Origin of the sequence: Wenyingzhuangia sp. 2_MG-2023 (assembly GCF_030548295.1) — a bacterium.
Classification (GTDB): domain Bacteria; phylum Bacteroidota; class Bacteroidia; order Flavobacteriales; family Flavobacteriaceae; genus Wenyingzhuangia.
This window is the reverse complement of record NZ_JAUOSB010000012.1, coordinates 47773-72359: the sequence shown is the minus strand read 5'-3', so window position 1 is coordinate 72359 and position 24587 is coordinate 47773. Positions and strand designations below refer to the sequence as shown.

11 protein-coding genes are annotated in these 24587 nt (G+C 31.0%); all 11 read left to right on the top strand.

Annotated elements, in window-relative coordinates; all coding sequences use genetic code 11:
* Nucleotides 1–198: 198 nt before the first annotated feature.
* The 11 genes from Q4548_RS12695 (at nt 199) to Q4548_RS12645 (ending at nt 24463) form a co-directional block, all read left to right on the top strand.
* Complete coding sequence (locus Q4548_RS12695; protein ID WP_303455640.1) at nt 199–3297, top strand: TonB-dependent receptor; 3099 nt, start codon at nt 199–201, stop codon at nt 3295–3297.
* Nucleotides 3298–3309: 12 nt separating this feature from the next.
* Nucleotides 3310–5094 (top strand): RagB/SusD family nutrient uptake outer membrane protein, encoded by a 1785-nt coding sequence (locus tag Q4548_RS12690; protein WP_303455639.1) that lies wholly within the window; start codon nt 3310–3312, stop codon nt 5092–5094.
* Nucleotides 5095–5107: 13 nt separating this feature from the next.
* Nucleotides 5108–6772, top strand: coding sequence for a hypothetical protein (locus tag Q4548_RS12685; protein ID WP_303455638.1), 1665 nt, complete (start codon nt 5108–5110; stop codon nt 6770–6772).
* A gap of 99 nt (nt 6773–6871) precedes the next feature.
* Nucleotides 6872–9850 carry a beta-galactosidase gene (locus tag Q4548_RS12680; RefSeq protein ID WP_303455637.1) on the top strand — a complete coding sequence of 993 codons (2979 nt, stop codon included), beginning with the start codon at nt 6872–6874 and terminating at the stop codon, nt 9848–9850.
* 4 nt (nt 9851–9854) lie between these two features.
* Nucleotides 9855–10544 (top strand): hypothetical protein, encoded by a 690-nt coding sequence (locus Q4548_RS12675; RefSeq protein WP_303455635.1) that lies wholly within the window; start codon nt 9855–9857, stop codon nt 10542–10544.
* Nucleotides 10545–10549: 5 nt separating this feature from the next.
* Nucleotides 10550–12640, top strand: coding sequence for a glycoside hydrolase family 2 protein (locus Q4548_RS12670; RefSeq protein ID WP_303455633.1), 2091 nt, complete (start codon nt 10550–10552; stop codon nt 12638–12640).
* Between the two features lie 7 nt (nt 12641–12647).
* A complete protein-coding gene (locus Q4548_RS12665; protein ID WP_303455632.1) occupies nt 12648–13790 on the top strand; it encodes a glycoside hydrolase family 105 protein in 1143 nt (380 codons plus the stop codon).
* An 18-nt stretch (nt 13791–13808) separates the two neighbouring features.
* Entirely contained in the window at nt 13809–15665 is a 1857-nt protein-coding gene (locus tag Q4548_RS12660; RefSeq protein WP_303455631.1) for a heparinase II/III family protein, read from the top strand.
* Nucleotides 15665–18268, top strand: a complete 2604-nt coding sequence (locus Q4548_RS12655) for a glycoside hydrolase family 2 protein (RefSeq protein WP_303455618.1) — start codon at nt 15665–15667, stop codon at nt 18266–18268. The genes Q4548_RS12660 and Q4548_RS12655 overlap by 1 nt, the downstream gene beginning before the upstream one ends.
* A 4-nt stretch (nt 18269–18272) precedes the next feature.
* On the top strand, nt 18273–19685 hold the full coding sequence (locus tag Q4548_RS12650; RefSeq protein ID WP_303455617.1) for a sulfatase: 1413 nt from the start codon (nt 18273–18275) through the stop codon (nt 19683–19685).
* A gap of 665 nt (nt 19686–20350) precedes the next feature.
* A complete protein-coding gene (locus Q4548_RS12645) occupies nt 20351–24463 on the top strand; it encodes a hybrid sensor histidine kinase/response regulator transcription factor (RefSeq protein WP_303455616.1) in 4113 nt (1370 codons plus the stop codon).
* The last annotated feature ends 124 nt before the right edge of the window (nt 24464–24587 follow it).

The window sequence follows — 24587 nt, the reverse complement described above, 5'->3', positions numbered from 1 at the left end:
ACTGGAGTTTTGTTGTTTTTTTACTAATGAATTAACCGTTACAAGTACAGTTAATTCAATGTTAAATGTATTAAAAATAAATAATAGTCCTAGTTTTGGATAATAAAACTACTCAAAAGTAAGAATGGACTATGGTATTATTAGGAGACTTACTTTGACTAAGTATTAAAAGAATTTTAACTAACCAAAACGTAAAACATGAAATTATTTTGTTACAAAAAAAAATGGAAAAGATTATTGTATTTAACAATGATGATGTTCCTAGTCTTTGGATTCCAATTACAGGCTCAAAAAATAGGAGTTAATGGAACTATTATGAATTCGGAAGATAATTTGCCAATACCAGGTGTTTCAGTTGTTATTAAAGGGTCTAATATTGGTACTATATCAGACTTTGATGGAAATTACACAATCAATGCTAAAATAGGAGATGTTTTAAAATTTAGTTATTTAGGAATGAATCCTAAGTTAATAAAAGTGACAAAAAGAGAAATAAATGTAGAAATGCAGACTAATCTAGAGGATTTAGATGAAGTAGTTGTAATTGGTTATGGTGCAATAAAAAAGAAGGAGGTTACGGGTGCTGTTTCTAGTATAAAAGCTAAAGATATTGAACAAATTGTAACTTCAGATTTAGGAACTGCTTTACAAGGGCAGATGGCGGGTGTAAATGTTATTTCTAGTTCTGGTGAACCTGGAGCAACTTCAGAAATATTAATTAGAGGTATTACAAGTGTAGCAGGAAGTAACTCACCACTTTACGTTGTAGATGGCTTAATTCAGGATTCAGATCCTCATATAAGTCCTAACGAAATTGAAACAATTGATGTATTAAAAGATGCTGCATCTACAGCTATTTATGGAACAAGAGGGGCTGCAGGGGTTATTTTAATAACAACTAAACAAGGAAAAGCTGGTTCTTTGTCTATAAGGGCAAACGCAACTTACGGAATACAACACTTAAATGGTACACCAACTAGACTAATGAATGCAAATCAACAGACGTATTTTGATCTTGTGAAAAGAAGATCAAATCTAGTTCCAGATGATAAAAATCCTTTTTTGGGAGAATTTCCAACAAATAAATTTCAATACGATACCAATTTTTTTAAGAATGTTGTAATTGATAACCAACCTGTAAAAACAGTATCTCTGAATATGTCTGGGGGAACAAAAGATATTACTTATAGTGTAACTACTGGTTTGTTTAAAAAGGAAGGAACATTAGTAAAATCAAATTTTGAACGTTTTAATGTAAGAGCTAATACTACTTATAAACATGGGAAATTGGATATTAAAGCAAATGTTTCAATCAGTTCAGAGCAAAGAGACTTTACGCCAGGAGCACTTGTGAATCAAATTATTAGATATCAGCCTAATAGACAAGATTTATTGTCTATTAAACCTGACGAAGTCATTGTAACTGAAACAAATGGAGCAAATGATGACACTAATAGAACAGGCTGGGTTTTAGAGAGTTTTGAAAATGAAAGAACTAGGGAAGATGTTAATACTCAAACAAATTTTAGTATTAATTATGAATTGTTTAAAGGTTTAAAACTAACAGCCTTATATGGTTATTCTACAGGTAGTAACTATGGACATTCTTTTAATCCTTTTCGAGAAGTTGTAACCTTTAATGGAAAAAATTTAAGTCCTTCATCAAGTAGTAGTGTAGGTAACTCTGCTCTAAAACGAAAAAATCAAAGCTTTAATACATATGCTACCTATAAGTTTAATATAAAAAAAGATCACAATTTTATACTTATGGGAGGATTTACTTTTGAAGACTATCATACAGAACAATTTAGTGCAGGTAGATCAAAAGTTTTAAATAATTCAATTAAAACATTGAATGGAACTAGTGAAAATCCAAATGTAAATTCAGGACCAGATAGACGTCATAAATTGCAAGGGGTAATAACTCGTTTACAATATAATTATAAAGGAAAATATCTGTTAAGTTCAAGTGTTAGACGTGATGCATCTTCTAGATTTTCACCTGAAAATCGATCTCATATTTTTCCATCAACAGCTTTAGCATGGAATATTTCTGATGAATATTTTTGGGCACCTTTAAAGAGTTCTATAAATAACTTTAAGTTAAGAACTAGTTATGGAGAGGTAGGGAATGAGAGTTTTGGAGACTATAGTTATAGTCCAGTAATAACACCAAATATAGATTATGTTTTTGGAAAAGATAGTAAACAAGAGCTTGTTAATGGTGCAACACAAACTGGTTTTGCAAATAGTGAAGTAAAGTGGGAAACTTCTATTCAAAAAAATATAGGTGTTGATTTAGGTTTTTTTAAGAATAAAATAACACTAGTAGCAGAATATTACCATAAGACAAATAAAGACATGTTGTTTCCCGTAACAATACCAGGTTCATCAGGAAGTACTTCTAAAAGAACTTTAAATATAGGGAATATGACTAATAAAGGTCTAGAGGTTGCTTTAGGTTACCGTACAAAAATAAAAAAGATTAATGTAAGAATGAATGGAACTTTTACAACTAATAAAAATAAAATTACCAAAATACAAGGTTTAGGTGGCTTTGCTTTTACTAATGATAATGGTTTAATTAATGGAGATCGTAATAATTCTTTAGTAACTACTTTGGCTGAAGGTTATGAAGCAGGTGCTTTCTTTTTGTATCCTACAGATGGTATTATAAAAACAGACGAACAATTACAAGCTTATAAAAACTTAGGAAATCCTGGAGCTAAATTAGGAGATTTAATTTACAGAGATACTGATGATAATGGTTCTATAGGTGAAGAAGATAGAATTTATAGTGGTAGTGGATTACCTGAATATGAAATAGGCTACAGTTTAAATATGGATTATAAAGGGTTTGACATGTCTATGAATTGGTATGCAGCACTTGGTCATGAAATAATGAATGGATCTAAGGCAACTGCTTATGCATACGGTAGACATGAAGACTTGGTTTATCAATGGTCACAAGCAAACCTAACATCTAACATCCCTGCTTTTAGAGGTATTTCTAAAAATCACCCTAACTATAGAGGACATACAGATCAATGGCTAGAAAAAGGAGATTATTTAAGGTTGAAACAAGTTACATTAGGATATAGTCTTTCTAAAAAAATAATTAAAAACCTAGGTGTTAGTAGATTAAGATTCTATGTCTCTGCTCAAAATCCAATAACACTAACAAAGTACACTGGATATGATCCTGAGATTGGTGGTGGAATTAGTAGTAGAGGTTTAGATAAAGGTAATTATCCAATAACCTCTCAATATTTGGCAGGATTAAATTTAAATTTTTAAAAAATAAGAATGATGAAAAAATCTATAATTAGACATACGTTATTAATTTTTATAGCTGCTTTTTTATTGGCAGCCTGTGATGATGAAAGTTTAACAGAAATAAACCCAAACAATCTTTCAAAGAGTTCATTTTGGAAAAATTTAAAAGATACAGATTCTGGTTTAGCTGCAGCTTATAATGCAATGTTAGATGAAAATGTATTAGGAATCCTTAATGAAGGAATAAGAGCTGATATGGGATGGCCAGGTTATGGGAGACCTGTATCTAATAACGATGGTTTGAGAACTGTTTATGAACAAACATATACAAGTAGCGATGGGTTAATACAAAATAAATGGGATGCTTGTTATAAAGTTATTTTTAGAGCCAATCAGGTAATTGAAGCGCTTGAAAGAATAGAGAATACGCTTGTAGAAGAAGAATTAGAACTATGGAAGTTACAAATGGGACAAGCAAGATTTCTTAGAGGACTAGGGCATTTCTATTTACATTCATCTTTTAATAATGGAAGTATCATTATTCGTAATAAAGTGCCTGTGGCTACAGAAGATTTTGAATTGCCTTTGTCTTCTTCAGAGGAGGTGTTAGATTTCTTTAGAGATGATTTAGTGTATGCTTTTGAAAATTTACCTGAAAAATATAATAACCCTGAAGATAATGCTGGAAGAATAACCAAAGGTGCTGCAGCCACTATTATAGGAACCAGCTACCTTTATGAAAAAGACTATGTCTTTGCTATTCCATATTTTAATAGTGTAATTAATAGTGGTGTTTATAAGTTGGTAGAAGATGTAAGTTTGCTTTTTACGAATGCAGGAGAGTTTAATGAGGAGTCTATATTTGAATTGAATTATACCAATGATTATAGAACTGATATAGGTGTTTGGAGCCAAAATGTGTTAACAAATCAACTAGCGGTAAAAACAACCGATAATACAGGTCCTAATGTGCCAGCATGGTTGATTAATGAGTATAAAACAGATGAAATGGATTATGCAGATCCTAGAAATCAATATGAAGATCCTAATTCTCCAGGTGATTTTATAACTCGTTCAGTTTCTTTAAGAACATCTTCTATGATTGCAATTGTTGATGATAACGATCCTATTCATTTGTATTATGGAAATGTAACAGGAGTAAAAGTTCAGTTAGGTGATTTTAGTTGGGGATTTGGAAGATATAAAAAATATACAAATCATGATATAGGAACTGGAGAAGGAGGACTAGATCCGAGAGGTTCTAGAGCATCAGGTAAAAATATTGTTGTAAATAGATTAGCGGATGTGTATTTAATGCAGGCAGAATGTTTTATTAAAACAGGTAATGTTTCAGGGGCATTAGAACTAATAAATGCAGTAAGATATCGTTGGGCACTTCGTTTACTTGGAGAGCCTAATCCAAAATGGCCAAGTTCCACTTTTGATAATCAGGTTTATGATGAAACTAGTTTAATGGAACGTTTAATGTATGTAGAAAAGCCTTTGGAGTTATCTTTAGAAGGACATCAGATTCGTTGGAATGATTTAAGAAGATGGGGGATTATTAAAGAAAATTACGAGCGATTATCAGCAAAAACTTTTTATGCAAAAACAGTTACAGTAACCCAGTTGGATGGTACACAAAGTAAATCAAGAGTTAATTCATCTGTAAGCGAAGTACCTGTTACACCTAGTGCTTCAGGTTTAAATGTGATTGATTATGAATATGATGAAGCAGCTAAGAACTATAAACCAGAACTACACGATTATTATCCTATTCCTCTAAGTGAAGTTAGAAGTAATCCAAATATTAACTAATAAACTAAGCAAGATGAGAAAAATTAAAAATATACTAATCATTTTTACCCTTGTTTTCATATATGGGTGTGAAGAAGAAATTTTACCACCAGATTTTCAAGATGTAACATGGTCAATGAATACAAGACCAGGTGCAGCACAAGTTGTAAAATTAGGAGGAACTTTTTCTTTTAGAGATCTGTCTCAAGGAGCATTATCTCACATGTTTTTTATAGAAGAAGGAAATAAATATTTATACCCAGGATTTGGAGAAAAAGATTCACTAGAGCTATTTATAAACAAAGAATTAGATTTAACAAGCACTAATAAAGATGCTCATGTGTTATTCTTAAACAAAGGAGTTAATAAGGTAAAACTAAGAAATACGTTTAAAGATTCTTTGGCTTATTTTGGAAGTGAACCTATACCTGCTTTTAAAGAAGATGGAGTTTGGGTGATAGAAAACACTTGGGAAATAGATGTATATGGTCCTTTAAAACCAGCATTTAAAGTATTAGATAAGAACGGTAATGAACTTATTAATGTTTTAGCGGATTCTAATGTTTTGATTGAAGATGAAAGTACATGGCCTGTAATACAAGTAGAAGCAGGGGATGCCTTAACATATGTAGATTTAACTACGGAAGATAGACCAACTTCTAGAGCATGGAGTCTTCCAAAAGGAAAACCTAATAAATCTACTGAAAGTTCTATTGATATTGGATATTTTTCTTTAGGTAAATTTACTGCAGGGCAAATTCAATCAATTAGAGAAGGAGATGAAGTTCCTGATGAAAAACAAACAAAATTAATTCCTTTAATAATAGAAGTAATTCCGTCAAGCCAACCTTTTGTTTTTAATGAAGCAGGAGGAATAAAACAAAATAATGACGACTCTATTACATTTGGTGTTACTGGAGAAATTGAACCTTTTTTAAATGAAGAAGGAAATTTTAAAGTACATGTTGTTAATAATGAATCAGAATTTAATCAAGATATTCCTGTTTTGTCAGCAACAATTAATAGTACTGATGCTACCCAAATAAATTTAGTACTATCCGAAACGGTATATAATACAGATGAAATAACAGTTTCTTATACAGGTGGTGGTATTACTTCTGTAGATACAAGAGTATTAGAGCCATTTGGACCAAAACAAGTAAGTATAGCATTAGGAGGTAATATTATTAATGATCCTAAATGGAGTTTTGAAACTGTTCATAATAATCCGAATGCCAAAAATGCAGGGTTAAATGGGTTTTGGGTAGGTAATAAAAATGTGCCTTTTGCATATTTTAATAGAACTATGGAAAAGTTTAGTTCTGGAGAAGCTTCTTTAAAATATAGTACACCTCCTTCTGGGGTAGATGTTGATATAACAATTACAGGATATAGTTTTCAAGGAGTTGTTCCAGGGAGTTATAAAGTATCTTATAAAGTATATTTAGAGGCAGGAAACACAATGAAAGGTTTCTTCAATACAACACCAGTAGGACGTTTAGATTGGGATATTGAAACCCTACCAAGAGGAGAATGGGTTGAAATTAGCCAAATTGTTGAAGTTCCAGAGCCAAGCGGAATTTCTGCTGGCGGACAATACAATTTGACTGTAAATAAAGCAGAGAATCCAGGTGTTGTTGGTCAACAAGTAATGTATTTGGATGAGTTGTCTTGGGTGCTTTTAGAAAAAAGAATTTAGTTAGTAGGTTTTAGTAAATGGTTTTTTAGGCTACTGTTTTAAACAGTAGCCTTTTAAATAAAAAAATAAAATAGATGATACTCTTAAAATATTAATAAAATGAAAACAAAACAAATTTTATTTGTTCTGTTCCTGTATATGCAACACTCTTGTTTTGCACAGTTAGAACATACGGCTATTACTAAAATAGCTGAATTAGAATTGTTAATTAAACAAGCAGAAAATAATGATATAGATGTTTTAAAGGAAAAAATGACCACTAGAACAGCACAAGTATTTTTAGAATATGCCAATTGGGACGAAAACAATACTACAATAAATACAGAGTTTTATAGCAAAGTACCCATCTATAAAAACAACGCATCTACTTTAGCTGCCGAACTTCCTGATTATGAACGTAGCGAAGTTATTTTAATGTTGGATGAGGCAATTTTAACTATAAATAAATTAATCAATGGTGAAATTATTAGAAAACCTAGCCTAAAAGTAGATTGGGCTGATGTTTCCATTAGTGGGAATAAAATTTTATATCAAGGAAAACCTGTTTTTATGAATGATTATTCTTGGAAACCTTCTATCCCAAAACTGACAGAGTTTTTTGGAAATAAAGATGGTGTTTTTATGACTCCAAATGATGTGTATAATAGTTCAGGTGCTATAAAATCAGATCTACTAGCTGAGATTAATGGGAAAACTGATCACACATTTGGGTTTGTTTTTCTAAATCATAAAGGAGTACCTGGTTGGGCGGAATCTAAATATGGACCTGGTTTTAAAATGCGTGAAGATACGTTTACAGCCTACGATATTGATAATCCTGGAGCACGAGAAATGCAAAGTTTTCTTTTAGAAGGTACTGTACCCTTAATGGCTGGAAAAAAGTATTCAGATTTAGGATACATGCTGTGTAACGAACCTCATTTTATTACTACGAAAGATGGCTCAAAAACAGTTTGGGCTTCTGGACCAGTGTCAGAATACTCCAAAGTTAAATTTAGAACTTGGTTACAAAACAAGCACAATTCAATTGCGGATGTCAACAGTTTATGGGGGACTAGCTTTAGTGACTTTAACGATATCGTTATTGACATCCCTATAGAGAAAGCATTACAAGGTACTCCGAAATGGTATGATTGGCAGCGTTTTAATATGGATAGAGTAACTGAATGGTATCAATTCTTAAAAGATGAGATTCAAAAACACGATCCAGAGGCTAAAGTGCACTTAAAATTAATACCCGGAATGTGGTCTGGAAATAAAAGGGATCATGGTTTGGATATGGAAGCACTTACAGATTTAAGTGGTATTATTGGTAATGATGCCGGTTCTCATAATGCATATATGTGGGGTTCAACTCAAGATTGGGAAGCGCGTTACAACTTTGAATGGAGAGAAATGTGTATGTCTTATGATTTTTTTAAATCTGTAAGCCCAAATAAAATAAATTTTAATTCTGAAGGGCATTTTCTTTCTACCACCCGTTTTAGAGATTTACACCTTGCACCATCTTATGCAAGAATGACCTATTGGTTGGCTTATGTTCAAGGTCTTAATGTGGTGCAAACATGGCTTTGGGCTAGACAAGAAGATAGCAATGGCGTAATGTCTATTAAACCTCAAGCTGGAAATGGATATGCAGGCTCTAACAATCAACAACCAAGAATTGTAAATGCTGTTGAAGCAACTATTATTGATTTAAACGCACATTCTGAACATATCACAGCTTTACAGAATGTAAGAAAGCCTATTAGAATATTTAATACCAATACTACGCCAATCAATAGAGATGAAAGTATGAATGACACGTTTCATTTGTATGAATCCTTATTTTTTGATGGAATTTCAATTGGTTTTGCTACTGAAAATATCATAAAGAAACAAAACAATTCACTTTGGGATGCTATTCTAGTCTATAAAACTGATTTTGTGACAGATAATGAATTTAATGCTTTACAAGGCTATTTGGATGCTGGAGGAACCATTATTGTGGATGCCGTAAGTCTTAAAAAAAATGAGTATGGTAGAACTCGAAGTGCTACCTTAAATACGAACAGCGGAGGTGTTATTATCTCTGCATCTTCAGTTTCAGATTTTGCTGTCAAAGCAAAGAACGTAGTTACGACAAAACAAAGATTACCTAATATAACATTAACAGAAACGAATGATCTAAATTTAAAAGGTTGTGTCTGGAGGTCTTATACGAGTTCGAAGGGTGAAGAAATAATATCTATTGTTAACATCGGAAAAACACGAGCATCAATAACCTTAGGTTTGAGAGGAGTCACAAATCCTATTATCTGTAAGAATCTTCTTACTGGAGAAAAACTAAACACTAGTTTTGAAATGAGTCCTGAGGATGTTCTGTTGTTAGAAGTTAGAGAGAAAACCCCAGAAGATAATAAATTTACAATTACTGTGAATAGCGAAACTTGTGTTGATAAAAATAATGGTAAAATCACTATTGTTGCAGATGTTGAACAAAATTACAATGTTAATTTTAATGGTACCGATACCAATTTTACGAAAGAATTGACATTAGAAAATATTACTCCAGATACTTACAATATGTGTATTTCTATTACGGGTACAGCTTTTAATCAGTGTTATAGCTTAAAAGTTGAAGAAGCACCTACAGTAACTGGTAAATCGTCATTAACTTCTAATAAAATTTTGGTTGAATTAGAGAGCGGGACGGCTCCTTTTAATGTATCTGTTAATGGAGAAAACGTATATGAAACCTATTCTAACTCATTTTCTCTAGAAGTTAATCAAGGAGATTTAGTCCAAGTAAAATCTAGTGTGGCTTGCGAAGGAGACTTATTAAAAAATATTGATTTTTCTGGGTATATTAAAGCGTATCCAAATCCTACGGAAGGTGATGTTGAGTTTGTGTTGCCTATCTCAGAAAAAGAGGTTTTGGTAAATTTATACAATATACAATCTCAATTAATAACTTCAAAAGTATACTCTGTAATATCAGGAAAAGTTGAAATGAATATAAAAGATGTAGCTAAGGGGGTTTATTTGGCTAAAATTTTTCTTGACAAGCCTATCAATATTAAAATTGTAAAAAAATAGTCGTATGAAAAACATAAAATATTTAATGTTTTTAGGAATCATGTTTTATTCTTGTTCAGATGGAGATAATGATACTACAGAAAAACAAAATCAGAGTCCATCTATTGTTTCAACCTTAACACACCCTTCAGACAATTTATTATGTATTACAAATGTTTTGGATTTTAAATGGGAAGCTTCAATAGACGCAGATGGAGACCCTATTTCGTATCTATTAGAAATATCAGAAGACCCACAGTTTTCTACATTAAATAAATCTCTTAGCGTAGCTGCAACCAATACAACAGTAACACTAGATAAAGGAATTGCTTACTACTGGAGAGTAAAAGCAATTGATTCCAAGAATTTAAGTAGTGACTATTCATCTGTTTTTCAATTTTACACAGAAGGTCCAGGGGGTGTGAATTATTTACCATTTTCACCTGAGTTGATAGCTCCAAAAACAAAAAATACAGTTGAAGAAGATAAGATTAATTTATTTTGGAAAGGAGAAGATGTTGATGGAGATTTATTAGCGTATGATGTTTATTTTGGAACTGAGAATCCACCAATACATAAAATTTCAAATAGACAAAGTGAAAATTTCTTAGAAGTGAATTTAGATACGAATACAACTTATTACTGGAAAGTAAATATTGTAGATAAGAAAGGAGGGATGAGTTTTGGTCAAGTATGGAACTTTACCACAAAATAGGAGTTATGTTTAAGAAAAATAATAATCAACAATTGATGAACTTGAAAATAAATAAAATAATAATAGTATTGGTCTTGATACTAGCACCTAGCTTAAGAACAATAGCACAAGTACCGTTTTTAGAAGGTAGAGATGTCATAAAAATAAATGATTGGAAATTTTTTAAAGGAGTTAATAATAAGGGACAACTCCCTCAGTTAAATGACCTACAATGGGAATCAGTAAAAATTCCTCATAGTTATTCTATGGATGCTATTCATAATGTAGGTTATTATAAAGGGGAAACTTGGTACAGAACTAAAGTAGAAGTACCAACTAGTATGAAAGGGAAACGAGTCTATCTTCGTTTTGAAGGAGTAGGTCAGGAAGCAGTTGTTTACTTAAATGGTAAAAAAATAGGAAAGCATACTGGAGGCTACTCTGCATTTTGTTTCGAGATTACAGATAAAATTGATTTAAAAAAAGAAAACATTCTGGCGGTTAATGTTAGCAATGCACCAAATTTTAAAAGAATACCTGTAGATGATGCTTTGTTTAATCATTATGGAGGTATTTATAGATCTGTACAAATTTTTTCTACACCTATTTGTAATATAACACCTACTTATTTTGCTTCATCAGGGGTGTTTGTTGAAACAACAAAATTAACTGACAATAATGCAGAGTTAGAAATTAGAACTCACATAAGTAATCCATCTAATTCTGAAAAATTAAAGATTTCTTATTTGTTGAAAAACGCTAAAAATAAAGTTGTAGCAGAATCTGAAAAAGAATATATAGCTACAGATGCTAATTTTGTAGCAGTTGAAAATTTAACACTTCAAGATCCTATACTATGGAATGGACGTATCAACCCGCATCAATATAATTTAGAGGTTAAACTAACAACGACAGAAGGAGTTGATAGAGTAAGCCAGAAGTTCGGAATTAAAACGTATGAAATAGATCCTGAAAAAGGTTTTATTTTAAATCATGATTTTTATCGTCTAAATGGTGTTTGTAAACATCAAGAGTGGAAACAGGTAGGGCCAGCGGTTACAGAAAATCAATTAAGAACAGATATGGATTTAATTGATGAAATAGGTGCTGCTTCTTTGAGGTTGTCTCATTATCAACATTCTGACTTAACGTATCAGTTGGCGGATGAGAAAGGAATTTTAGTATGGGCAGAAATTCCAAATGTTCATGATTGGAGCGGAAGAGAAGAAGGTAATGCAAAACAACAACTAAAAGAATTGATTTACCAAAATTACAATCATCCAAGTGTTTTTGTTTGGGGACTATGGAACGAAGTAAGAGCTTGGGAAGGAAAAAATTCTCCGCCTGTAAAATTAGTTAAGGAGTTAAAGAAAATAGCGAATAGTATAGATAAAACAAGACTTACTATTTCTGCAAGTGATAGAGATATGATTTCAAACATGGGAAATATTACAGATTTACAAGCATGGAATAAATATTTTGGATGGTATTCTAATTCCACAGAGGAATTAGGTGTGTGGTTAGATAAGTCACATAAAAATCATCCAAATATTAAAATTGCAATTAGTGAGTATGGAGCAGGAGGAAATATCAATCATCAAGACATAAGTAAATTAGAGAAACCTAAAGGGAAATATTTTCCTGAAATGGTAGCTTCTATATATCATGAGAAAAGTTGGAAGATATTAAAAGATCGTCCTTTTGTTTGGGGAACTTTTGTTTGGAATATGTTTGATTTTTCTGTTGCAGGCTGGAATAGAGGAGGTGTAAATAATTTAAATCACAAAGGATTGGTGACATATGATAGAAAAGTTAAAAAAGATGCTTTTTATTTTTATAAAGCTAATTGGAGCAAGTCTCCGGTTTTATACATTACTGAAAAACGTAATAAAGAAAGAAGTTTAAAGGTGAATACGGTAAAAGTATATACCAATTTAAACAAAGTGACCTTGTATGTAAACAATAAGAAAATAAGGACGTTAAAAAATAAATCAGATATCAATATTGTAATATTTGATAATGTAAAGTTAAGAAAAGGGAAGAACGTTATTAAAGTAGTTTCAAATGATGAAACTTCAATTATAGAAGATGTTACAAATTGGAATTTAAAAGAATAAGTAAATAATGAAAAAATCAAAATTCATTTGGTTGTTGCCGTTAGGAGTAATCGTACTATTTTCAACCATAGCTTTTAAGAAGAAATCAAACTCTCAGAAAGTAAAGGCGATTACAGAAAAAGTTGCCAATTGGCAAATTAGAACTTTTGATGACATGGGGATGTATAGAGCATTGCCATCAAAAAACAGAAAATCTTGGCATCACAGAAATACTTATCATGATCTGGAATGGCATTGTGCAGCGTTTTATTCGGGGTTATTAGAGTATGCTTCTATATCAGACAGTCCATTAAAATATATTAATTGGTTAAAGGATATAGGAAATAAAAATAAATGGAGATTGTTCAATAGAGTTTACCATGCAGACGACCAAGCAGTAGGACAGTTTTATTTAGATTTATATGGGATCTATAAACAAGAAAATATGTTGTTGCCTACACAGACTCGTTTTGACTCAATCTTACATACAGAAAGAGCTCAAAAAATCCAATGGTATTGGTCTGATGCTTTGTTTATGGCACCACCAGTATGGACAAAACTTTCAAAAGTTACTCAAGATTCTAAGTATTTAGATTTTATGGATAAACAATATCATAAAACATATAATATGCTTTGGGATAAAGAAGAAAAACTATTTTTTAGAGATAAAAGTTATTTTAATGTTAGAGAAAAAAACGGAGAAAAAATATTTTGGGCTAGAGGTAATGGCTGGGTATTTGGCGGTTTGGCTTTAATGATTCCTGATTTTCCTAATGATTGGAGTGGTAAAGATTTTTATTTGACTGTCTTTAAAGATATTGCTAAAACTCTAAAAGAACGTCAAAGAACAGACGGAACATGGTCGGCTAGTCTTTTAGGTAGCGAAAGTGATTTTCCTAATATGGAAACTAGTGGAACTGCCTTTTTTACTTTTGGTTTGGCTTGGGGGATAAACAACGGTGTGTTAGATGCAAAAGAATATGAAGATGTAATGTTAAAAAGTTGGAATGCCTTGGTGTCTTGTGTAAATGAAAATGGAATGTTGGGCTATGTACAACCTGTAGGGGCAGCACCTGGTGAAAGTTTTAAGGATTACACAGAGCTTTACGGATCAGGGGCATTTTTAGCAGCTGGTACAGAGGTATACAAGTATTATAAGAATTTAGAATAATTTAAAGAGTAATTAAAAATGAACATAAAATTTATTTTAAATATTTGTTTGATAACCTTAGTTTGTACTAGTGTTTTTAGTCAAAATGTACAGCCTGTATTAAAAAATCCGATGTCTACTCTTTATTTAAAAAAAGAGATAAAAAAAACACTTCCTAGAATTGTTTATACAAAAAAAACAGTTGACTTGGTTAAGAAAAAACTAAAGAAAGATCCTGTTTTAATTAATATGTACAAAGCAATTCAATTAAATGCGGCCAATATTTATGAGCAACCACTTTTAAAAAGAGTTCTAGAGGGGAGAAGAATGTTAGATGTTTCCCGTGAATTTTTGTATAGAATAAATATTTTAGGATTTGTTTATTTAATGGAAGAGGATCCTAAAACACTAAACAGAATTAATGATGAGGTTTTAGCTGTTTGTAACTTTAAAGACTGGAATCCCTCTCATTTTTTAGATGTTGCGGAAATGGCTCTAGGAGTTGCTATTGCTGTAGATTGGACTCAAAACCAATTACCCAAAACAACAATTGAATTGGCAAAAAAGTCATTGTTAGAGAAAGCAATACAAAAATCTTGGAGAAAAAACAAAAAATGGAATATAGCTTATAGTAATACCAATTGGAATCAAGTGTGTTCTGGTGGCTTAATAGCTGCTTCTATTGTAGTTGCAGATCAGTATAGTGAAATTTCCGCAAAAACAATACATAGAGCGTTAGATGGTTTGCCTAATGCTTTAGCTACTTATGGACCAGATGGAGCTTATCCAGAAGGGGCAACATATTGGGACTATGCAACCGCATATTCCGTTACAACTAATAGTATGTTTGAGAGTGCTTTTGATACTGATTTTGGAGCAAATGATGTACCTGGATTTATGGCTAGTGCTGTGTTTAGATTATTAAGTGAAGCCCCATCAGGGAGGTATTTTAATTTTTCTGATTGTGAGGATTTTCAGAATGATAATGGAAATTCTAGTTTAGCATGGTTTGCAACAAAAACAGGTAATAAGTCTTTTTATAAGGAAGAAAGCTTTTTAAAAGCTCCTAAAAGTATGGGTAAGTTATCTAGGTTTGATGGTATTGCTATGCTTTGGTTAGCTCAATTCAACGAAAAATCAAGAGAGAAATTACCTTTAAATTGGAAAGGAAATGGGAGTAATCCGTTGGCGATTTTTAGAAGTGAAGGAGAACATCAATTTTATTTAGGTTGTAAAGGAGGTAGGGCTAGTATCAGCCATGGTAATATGGATGCTGGTTCTTTTGTTTTTGAATTAGATAAGGTTAGGTGGGCTATAGATCCAGGAGTACAAGGGTATCATGAATTAGAAAAAGAAGGTTTTAATTTATGGTCTAGTGCTCAAACAAGTGATAGGTGGACTTTGTTAACTAAAAATAATTTCGGTCACAATACTTTAACTATTAATAATCAGTTGTTTAATAGTGGGGCTTATGCTAAAATGATTGATTTTAAAGAAGGAGAGAGTCCAGAGGTTACTTTTGATTTAACACCTGTTTATGGAGATAATATAAAAAAGGCTCAAAGGACATTTTGTAAAGAAAGTGGTACATCATTATTAATTGTAGATGAATTAGAGTTTTCTGAAAAAACAGAATTAATTACCTGGCAAATGTTAACAACTGCAGATGTTTTAATTACGAATACTGGAGCTGTTTTAAGTAAAGATGGTAAAAAATTAAGTTTAGAAAATATTACACATCCTAATTATAAAATGTCTGTTGTTTCTTTAGATCCTTCTCCATTAAAATTAGATAGACAAATAAAAAAATTAAAACGAATTGAAATACGTATTCCTAGAAAATCAATAAAATCTAAGGAAACAATATTAAAAATTAGATTAAAAAAAAATAAATAATGAAACAATCAAAATATCTAGTATTTTTTATGGTTCTAGCTTGTAGTTATGTGTTGCAAGCTCAGAGTTTTTCTACAGCTGGTTTTTATCAGGTGAAAAATACACCTAGAAAGGTTTTTAATTTTAATCCAGGTTGGAGATTTTACAAAGGCGATCTCAAAGGAGCCGAAAAAGTGAACTTTGATGATACTAAATGGGAAGCTGCAAATATACCACATGGTTTGGAAGTATTGGGAGAAAATGCAAGTGGAGGAAGAAATTACCAAGGAATTGCTTGGTATCGTAAACAGTTTCAAATAACTAATAATCCTAAAACTAAAACATATCTTTATTTTGAAGCTGTAATGGGTAAATGTAAAGTATGGATAAATGGAAAAATAGTTGCAGAGCATTTTGGAGGTTATTTGCCTTTTACTATTGATATCAGTAAAGAAATTAATAGTGACGATAGAAATAACACAATTGCTGTTAAGGTTGATAATAGTGATGATACTTCATATTTACCAGGGAAAATTCAAAGAGGTTTAGATTTTACTTATATGGGAGGAATTTATAGAGATACTTATATTATTCAAACATCTAACACACATATAACATTGCCAGAATTAAGTAATACTGTTGCTGGAGGTGGCGTTTTTGCAGGAACTATTGATGTTTCTGACAATACTGCTAAATTAGAAATTAGAACAGAGGTTATTAATGATAGTAAGCAAACTAGTAAAATTGAATTGGTGACAACTTTAGAGGATACTAATTTTAATCTTCTTAAAAAAACGACTAAAAAACTAACTCTAAGAGCAGGAAAGTCTAAACAAATGAAACAGTTGTTAACTGTTAACGATGTACAGTTTTGGCACCCAGACAACCCTTACTTACATTTTATTAAAACGGAATTGTTGATTAATGGAGTAGTTGTAGATGCGATGAGAACACGAATTGGAATTCGTTTATTTGAAATGAGAGGAAAAAACGGATTGTATATCAATAAAATGCCTTATACAGATAAATTGATTGGTGTCAATCGTCATCAAGATTATACATTTATAGGAAATGCATTACCTAATTCAGGCCAGTGGAGAGATGTGAAATTATTAAGAGAGGGAGGTTCTCGCATTATCCGTGCAGGTCATTATCCTCAAGACCCCGCTTTTTATGATGCTTGCGATGAATTAGGGATGTTAACCACAACAGCAAATCCTGGGTGGCACTTTTTTAATTTTAAAAGTCCAGTTTTTGAAAAAAGACTATATGAAGATACTCGTAGATTGGTTAGAAGAGATAGAAATGTGGCTTCTGTATTAATGTGGGAAACAGCATTGAATGAAACACCTAAGCAGCCAGCGAATGCGATGAATACCATGCATAAAATAGCACATAAAGAATATCCATTTCCGGGAATGTTTACGGTAACAGATTATCAAGAAGCTAAGAAAGGAGGGTTAGATTTGCATTATCATGGAACAGATCCTAATGTAAATTCGTTTAATCGTGAGTATGGAGATGGAAATGAGGTAGATAATTGGTCATCTCAAAATGCTACTACTCGTGTTAAAATGGAATGGGGAGAACGTGCTTTATTAAATCAAGCATTAATACAAGCTGCTACTTTAAGTGATAGGTATGCAACACCAAAATCAAGATTAGGTGGTGCTATTTGGGCGGGAATTGATCATCAAAGAGGGTATCATCCAGATCCTTTTTGGGGAGGGCTTTTAAACGGGGTTAGGCTACCAAAATATGTTTATTATTTATATAAAAGTCAATACGATCCTACCTATAAAGTCAATGGTATTAAAACAGGTCCAATGGTTTTTGCAGCAAATGAATTAACTCAGATATCACCTAAGGATATGGTGTTTTTTAGTAATTGTGAAAAACTTAAAGTTACATGGTTAGGTAAGGTAATTGGTATAATAAAACCATCTACAGATCCTAAATATAGAAATTTACCACACCCGCCTTTTATTATTAAAGATGCGTTTGATTTTTCGGAGATTAATACAAATTGGAGAAGAAAAACAAATCAAATAGAATTGGTTGTTGAAGGATTGATAGGAAATGAAGTTGTTGTGAAACAGCACAAAAATTATGCTGAACGAACATCAGGAGTAAAATTAAATGTGTCTTCTGAAGGTTTAGATTTGATTGCTGATGGATCAGATATTGTACCTATAAGAGCTACAATTGTTGATACTGATGGAGTTAAAAAAGTATTAGCTTCATCTGAAGTATATTTTACAATAGAAGGTGAAGGTTCATTGGTAAATTTAAATCCTGTGAAAACGGAGATGGGAGTAGCAACAATGTTAGTTCGTGCATCATTAAAATCAGGAGAAATAAAAATAAAAGCGTATTCAAATGGATTAAGTTCATCAACTATATCTTTAAAATCCAAACCTGCGAATATTCCTTTTTTATATGATGAAAATTATTTTAAAATGTCAAAAGAATCAAAGAATGAACATATTATTTCTGTTCAAGATTCAACTATAGATTTACCATTAGATGTACAAGAATTACATAAAGAGATAGAAAATTTAAGATTAGTTATTACAGGGCAAGAGCAGGAGTTGATGGAGTTTAGAAGTAAAAATAAAAAATAAAAACATGTATAGATTATTAATATTAATGGTGTTCTTTTCTTCTTGTAGAACATATCAAATAAGTAAAAAAGAACCTTTAGTTAAAAGCTCTCCTAATGTTTTGTTCATTATGGTGGATGATCTTCGTCCAGAATTAGGGTGCTATGGGGCTTCTCAAGTAATATCTCCTAATATAGATAAGCTTGCATCAAAAGCAGTGCTTTTTAACAAAGCATATTGTAATGTTCCTGTTTGTGGTGCGTCAAGAGCAAGTATATTAACAGGTATTTTACCAACATTAAATAGGTTTGTGCAGTATGATGCTTTGGCAGAAAAAGATGTTCCAAAAGCTAAAACATTACCGCAACAATTTAAAGAGGCAGGCTATAAAACTTTTTCGATAGGTAAAGTATTCCATAGTAAACATGATTCTGAACAAAAAAGTTGGAGTGAGCCTGCTTGGAGAAAATATCAAGAGGAAGAGGATGAATTAAATTATAGGTTATCGTTAGATCCAAAAACTTTAAACCATTTAAGTAAGAGAGGAAGAGGAAGTATTGTGGAATCTCCCGATGTTGATGACTGGCAATATCCAGATGGTCAAACAGCATTAAAAACAATGAAGAAGTTAGAAATCTTAAAAGATAGTGGAGAGCCATTCTTTTTAGCATGTGGTTTTGTGAGACCTCATATGCCTTTTTATGCTCCTAAGAAATATTGGAATTTATATAACAGAGATTCAATTGAATTAGCAGATAATATCTTTAGACCTAAAGATGCTCCAAAAGCACTTCATGGAAGTGGTGAGTTAAAAAATTACTATTTAAATGGAATGAAGCGTAATTCTGAAGAATTTCATAGAGTTATGAAACATGGTTATTTAGCGAGTGTTAGTTATACAGATAAATTAATAGGAGATGTACTTTCTAAGCTAGAAGATTTAAACTTAGATAAGAATACTATTATTGTTTTATGGGGGGATCATGGTTGGCATTTAGGAGAGCATAATTTCTGGGGAAAACATAATACAATGAATTTGTCATTAAAAGTTCCTCTGATGATTAAATTACCAAATATCAATAAAGGGAATACTAGTAATGCTATTGTTGAATCAGTGGATTTGTATCCAACATTATGTGAATTAACAGGTGTAAAACCTCCAGAGACACTTCAAGGTAAGAGTTTTGTTAAAAATATTAGTAATCCTAAATTAAGTTTTAGAGAATATGCGTATAGTCGTTTTTTAGATGGAGATGCGATAACAACAAAAGAATATTCTTTTACAGAATATACGGGAAAAAAACCAGGAATGATGTTGTATAATTTAAAAATTGATCCAGAAGAAAATGAAAATATAGCTAATAAACCAGAAAACAAAGAAGTTGTAAAACAGATGTTGGAACTTATTAAATTAGCTAAAAAAAGAGCTATTGAATAAGGTGATTTATTATGAATTTTGTTATGGAAATCATTATAATTTGTTGTTTCTATAAAATAGACTCAGTGTGTTATTTGAAAATTGAACTTTTGTCAGAATAAGTAAATAAATTTATAGCCAATTTATCACTTCAGAAGAATTCGCTGAATATAGCGGGATAAGTATCGAAATCATCAACCAATATTTGAAGCAAGTATCATAATATTTGATGCTTTTTATATTGATTTATAGTGTATTAAGTCGTAAGTTTGTAGTTAGAAATGCGAATCAAATTAATATAATTATACTCAAATTATTGGTTAGTGATTCGGTTAGTAAAAAGTAACATATGTGTGTAGTAGCACTGTTTATAAGGCATAACGGAAAACGTTCGAGTCCCGTCCAGACCGCAAGAGAAAAGTTAATCTCTTCCAAAGCCTTATAAACATTATGTTTATAAGGCTTTTTTGTTTGTGGTAATTTGAAACAAAAGCAAAATATAGGATCAAGACAAATTGTCGTGTCTATTTTAACTATATAATGATCCAAAAAGTATAAGCTATCTTTATCTTACGTTTCATAAATACATCGGTAAATATATTTTTTTTAATCTATTTATGTTTATTTTGTAATAAATATCAAGGTCTAAGGACAATACTTTTACTAACTATTTTATAATTCAAAATTTGAAATCATTAAAAAGAATAACATTTTTATGTTTTATCTTATTTCATAACTTTCTTTGTAGTCAAGATAATTTAAAAGAAAATCAAGCATTAAAGTTCAAACAATTTTCCTTGGCGGAAGGATTGTCTCAAAGTTCTGTGCTTTGTATTCTTCAAGATCGTGAAGGATTTCTATGGTTTGGAACCAGAGATGGTTTAAATAGATTTGATGGTCATAACTTTATAAATTACCGTCATAATTCTCAAGATACTTATAGCCTAAGTAATAATTTTGTGAGGTCTTTATTTCAAGATCAACAAGGAGATATTTGGGTTGGAACCATGAATGGTTTGAATAAATTTATTCCAGAAGAAAACAACTTTCAGCGTTATAGTCACAAGCAAGATACATTAATTAAAACCAAAGAAATATGGGATATTACAGCAGATAAAAATCAAAATATTTGGTTGGCTACAAATCTAGGTTTGGAAAAAATTAATGTAAAAAGTAATACAATCACCCAATATACAGCGAATAAAAAAGAGTTGTCTAGTAACAAAATAAGAAGTTTATGCATTCAAAATAAAGGAGATATATGGATATGTAATACAGAAAATATAGATGTTTTTAATCCAGAAAATAATAAACATCAAACTTTTTCATATCCTCCAAGTACTGTAAAAAAAGAAACAGATAATTATGCTCCTGTTATTTATGAAGATAAAGAGGGATCTATCTGGTTAGGATATCAAAATGGTCTTTGGTTTTTTAACAAGGATACTAATAATTTTCAAAAATTTAAGATTCAAACCAATGCAATTCAATCAATATCCAGTGAGGTTAGAAGTGTTTTTCAAGATTATTTAGGTCATTTATGGGTGGGTACATATACGGGACTTTATATTATTGATCAGGATAAAACTCTTATACGTCATTTTCAACATCAAGAAAATAACCCAAGCAGTCTGAGTCAGAATTCTATCTATGAGATTTTTGAGGATACTAAAAAAGACATATGGATTGGTACTTATGCGGGTGGAATTAATTATTACGATAGAAATTATGATTTGTTTAAAAGCTTTACTGCTGGTTTAACCAAATCTAAATTGAATTACAAAGTGGTGAGTTCTATTGCCGAAGATGAACATCAAAATTTATGGATTGGTACAGAAGGTGGTGGAATCAATTTTTATAATAAAAGCACTCAACTGTTTAAATATTATAGACATGATAGTAAAAATCCTAATAGCATCAGTGCAGACAATGTAAAATCTATCATCAAAACAAAAAAAGGAAATTTATGGATTGGAACTCATGACGGTGGTTTAAATTTTTTAGAGGTACACAAACAACCCAAAGTATTTAAAAAGTATAAAAATAAATTAAACGATACCACCAGTTTAAGCAGTAACCGTGTAATATCTCTATTTGAAGATGACACCAACAATATTTGTATAGGAACTTCTGGAGGTGGTTTAAATGTTTTTAAAAACAATAAAATTGTTAGAATTAAAGATTCTTTAAACAGTATAGGCTCTATTATTTACACCATTTCTCAGGCTTCAGAAAAAAACACATTGTGGGTTGGAGGCAATAAAGGTTTGGCAAAATTAAATACACTAACCTATAAAATAGAACCATTAGTTTATAGAAAAAAGCAAACTTATGAATATACGGTTAGTGCAACCTTAGATGTTTATGAAGATGCATTACATAATTTATGGATAGGTACAGAAGGAGATGGATTGTATTATTACGAAGCGAAAACTCAAAAAAGTACCAAATACGATATAAATAATGGCTTGCCAAACGAAGTTATTTATAGTGTATTGCCAGATGATGATAACAATCTTTGGCTGAGTACCAATAATGGTTTAAGTCGTTTGAATTTATCCACTCGTAAATTTGATAATTTTAATGTTTCTGATGGATTGACAGAAAATGAATTTAATTATGGAGCTGCCATAAAACTAAAAAATAATAATTTGATGTTTGGAGGAGCAAATGGTGTTAATTATTTTAATCCCAATCGTATGGTAGAAAGTTCTTTTATTCCTCCTGTTTCAATTACTTCTATACTTGTAAACAACCAACCTTTTTTAGCTAAAAATAACGAACTTGTTTTAAAACATCATCACAATGTGTTCAGCTTTAATTTTGTTGCGCTAGGATATTCTAAACCTAAAAAATGTGAATATGCTTACAAATTAGATGGTTTTGATGAGGAGTGGAATTATATAGGAAACAAAAGATCAGCAACCTATACCAACTTAGATGCAGGAACCTATACTTTTAAAGTAAAAGCATCAAATAGCAATGGTGTGTGGAATGAAAAAGGAGCAACTATAAAAGTAAAAATACTTCCTGCACCATGGAAAACCTGGTGGGCTTACCTTATTTATACAATTATCATAGTAATTATTCTTTTAATTATTAGAAAGTATAGCCTTTTAAGAATTCAGGAAAAAAATGAATTAAAACAAGAAAGATTAGAAAAAGAAAAATTAGAAGAAATTAACCAGTTAAAGCTCCAGTTATTTACTAATATATCTCATGACTTTCGTACTCCCTTAACTTTAATTATTGGGCCTTTAGAAAGTTTAATTAAAGATGGTATGGGGAATGAGTTTATGCAAAATCAGCATAAAATTATGTATAGAAATGCAAAAACTTTGTTACAGCTAGTAAATCAATTGTTAGATTTTAGAAAAAGTCAATCCGGTAAAATTCAACTAAAAGCATCCAGATCTAATATTGTTCCGTTTATAGAAAACATCAAACTTTCTTTTGATGAGTTGGCAAGGGTAAGAAATATTCATTACTCTTATACACCATCTAATGCTAATATTTACTTATGGTATGATAAAATCAACTTAAAAAAAGTAATCCTTAATTTATTATCAAATGCTTTTAAGTTTACACCAGACAATGGAGCAATTAGCATAGAAGTATCAATAATTAACAAGAAAGATAAAAAAGATACGGCTAAAGATTTTGTAAAAGTAGTTGTAAAAGATAGCGGAAAAGGAGTACCTAAAAAAAGCATCAAACTTATTTTTGAGAGGTTTTATCAATTAGAGCAAAACGAAAATGTCCGTACAGGAACGGGAATAGGATTAGCATTGACTAAAAGTTTAATCAAATTGCATCATGGATCTATTAAAGTAGTTAGTAAAGAAGGAAAAGGAACTTCTTTTATTGTTTTGTTGCCACTAGGTAAAAATCACCTAAGAGAAGATCAAATTGTTGATGAAAACAAAATAGATCAAAATCAAAATTTGTTTTTAACCAACACTTCGGATTTTTTATCAGAAGATATTGTCACAGAAAATATAGAAACAGAAAATGAAGTAACTGATGAAAGCCCCACAATTTTAGTTGTTGAAGATAATTTTGAGGTAAGAAGCTTTGTGAAAAGTATCTTAAAAAAGAATTATAATATACTAGAGGCCGAGAATGGAAAAGTTGGATTGGAGATCACTAAAAATCAGACTATAGATTTAATTATTAGCGATGTAATGATGCCAGAAATGAATGGAATGGAGTTTTGTGATAAAATTAAAACCAATATTTCTACCAGTCATATTCCTGTTATTTTGTTAACTGCCAAAACATCAGAAGAATCTCAGAAACAAGGATACAAAACCGGAGCAGATGCATATATTTTAAAACCTTTTGATTCAACCGTTTTAGAAATTAGGGTTGATAACTTAATCAAGGCAAGAAAAGCACTTATAGAAAAGTATAGAAAAGAGATTATTCTTGAGCCTAAAAAAGTAGAAGTTGAGTCTGAAGATGAATTATTTTTACAAAAAGCCATCAACTTGATAGAAGATAATATGCAAAATTCTGAATATGCTATTCAAGATTTTATATCGGATATGGGGATGAGTAGGTCTGCTTTGTATAGAAAGTTAAAAGCGTTAACAAACCAAACTATTATTGAATTTATAAGAACCATAAAACTTAAAAAAGCAAGACAGCTGATTGTAAATACACAATTAAATATTTCTGAAATAGCCTTTAGTCTTGGTTTTAATGATTTAAAACACTTTAGAAAAACGTTTAAGGAGTTGTTTAACGAATTGCCGTCAGAATGTCGTACAAATGCTTCATCTAGTTTAGATGAATAACTTTAAGAGAACATCATAAAAATGAGTTAGAAATAAAAAAGGTTAATCTCTAAATGGTTAACCTTTTTTACGTAATCATTCTCATATAACTTGTCAATACCCCTGTTTTTAAAGGTCTGAACAG

What these genes read in the sequence shown, in the direction of transcription:
- Q4548_RS12690 (WP_303455639.1), top strand. Translation starts at nt 3,310, where the DNA reads ATGAAAAAATCTATAATTAGACATACGTTATTAATTTTTATAGCTGCT.
- Q4548_RS12680 (WP_303455637.1), top strand. Translation starts at nt 6,872, where the DNA reads ATGAAAACAAAACAAATTTTATTTGTTCTGTTCCTGTATATGCAACAC.
- Q4548_RS12660 (WP_303455631.1), top strand. Translation starts at nt 13,809, where the DNA reads ATGAACATAAAATTTATTTTAAATATTTGTTTGATAACCTTAGTTTGT.
- Q4548_RS12695 (WP_303455640.1), top strand. Translation starts at nt 199, where the DNA reads ATGAAATTATTTTGTTACAAAAAAAAATGGAAAAGATTATTGTATTTA.
- Q4548_RS12655 (WP_303455618.1), top strand. Translation starts at nt 15,665, where the DNA reads ATGAAACAATCAAAATATCTAGTATTTTTTATGGTTCTAGCTTGTAGT.
- Q4548_RS12675 (WP_303455635.1), top strand. Translation starts at nt 9,855, where the DNA reads ATGAAAAACATAAAATATTTAATGTTTTTAGGAATCATGTTTTATTCT.
- Q4548_RS12685 (WP_303455638.1), top strand. Translation starts at nt 5,108, where the DNA reads ATGAGAAAAATTAAAAATATACTAATCATTTTTACCCTTGTTTTCATA.
- Q4548_RS12670 (WP_303455633.1), top strand. Translation starts at nt 10,550, where the DNA reads ATGTTTAAGAAAAATAATAATCAACAATTGATGAACTTGAAAATAAAT.
- Q4548_RS12665 (WP_303455632.1), top strand. Translation starts at nt 12,648, where the DNA reads ATGAAAAAATCAAAATTCATTTGGTTGTTGCCGTTAGGAGTAATCGTA.
- Q4548_RS12650 (WP_303455617.1), top strand. Translation starts at nt 18,273, where the DNA reads ATGTATAGATTATTAATATTAATGGTGTTCTTTTCTTCTTGTAGAACA.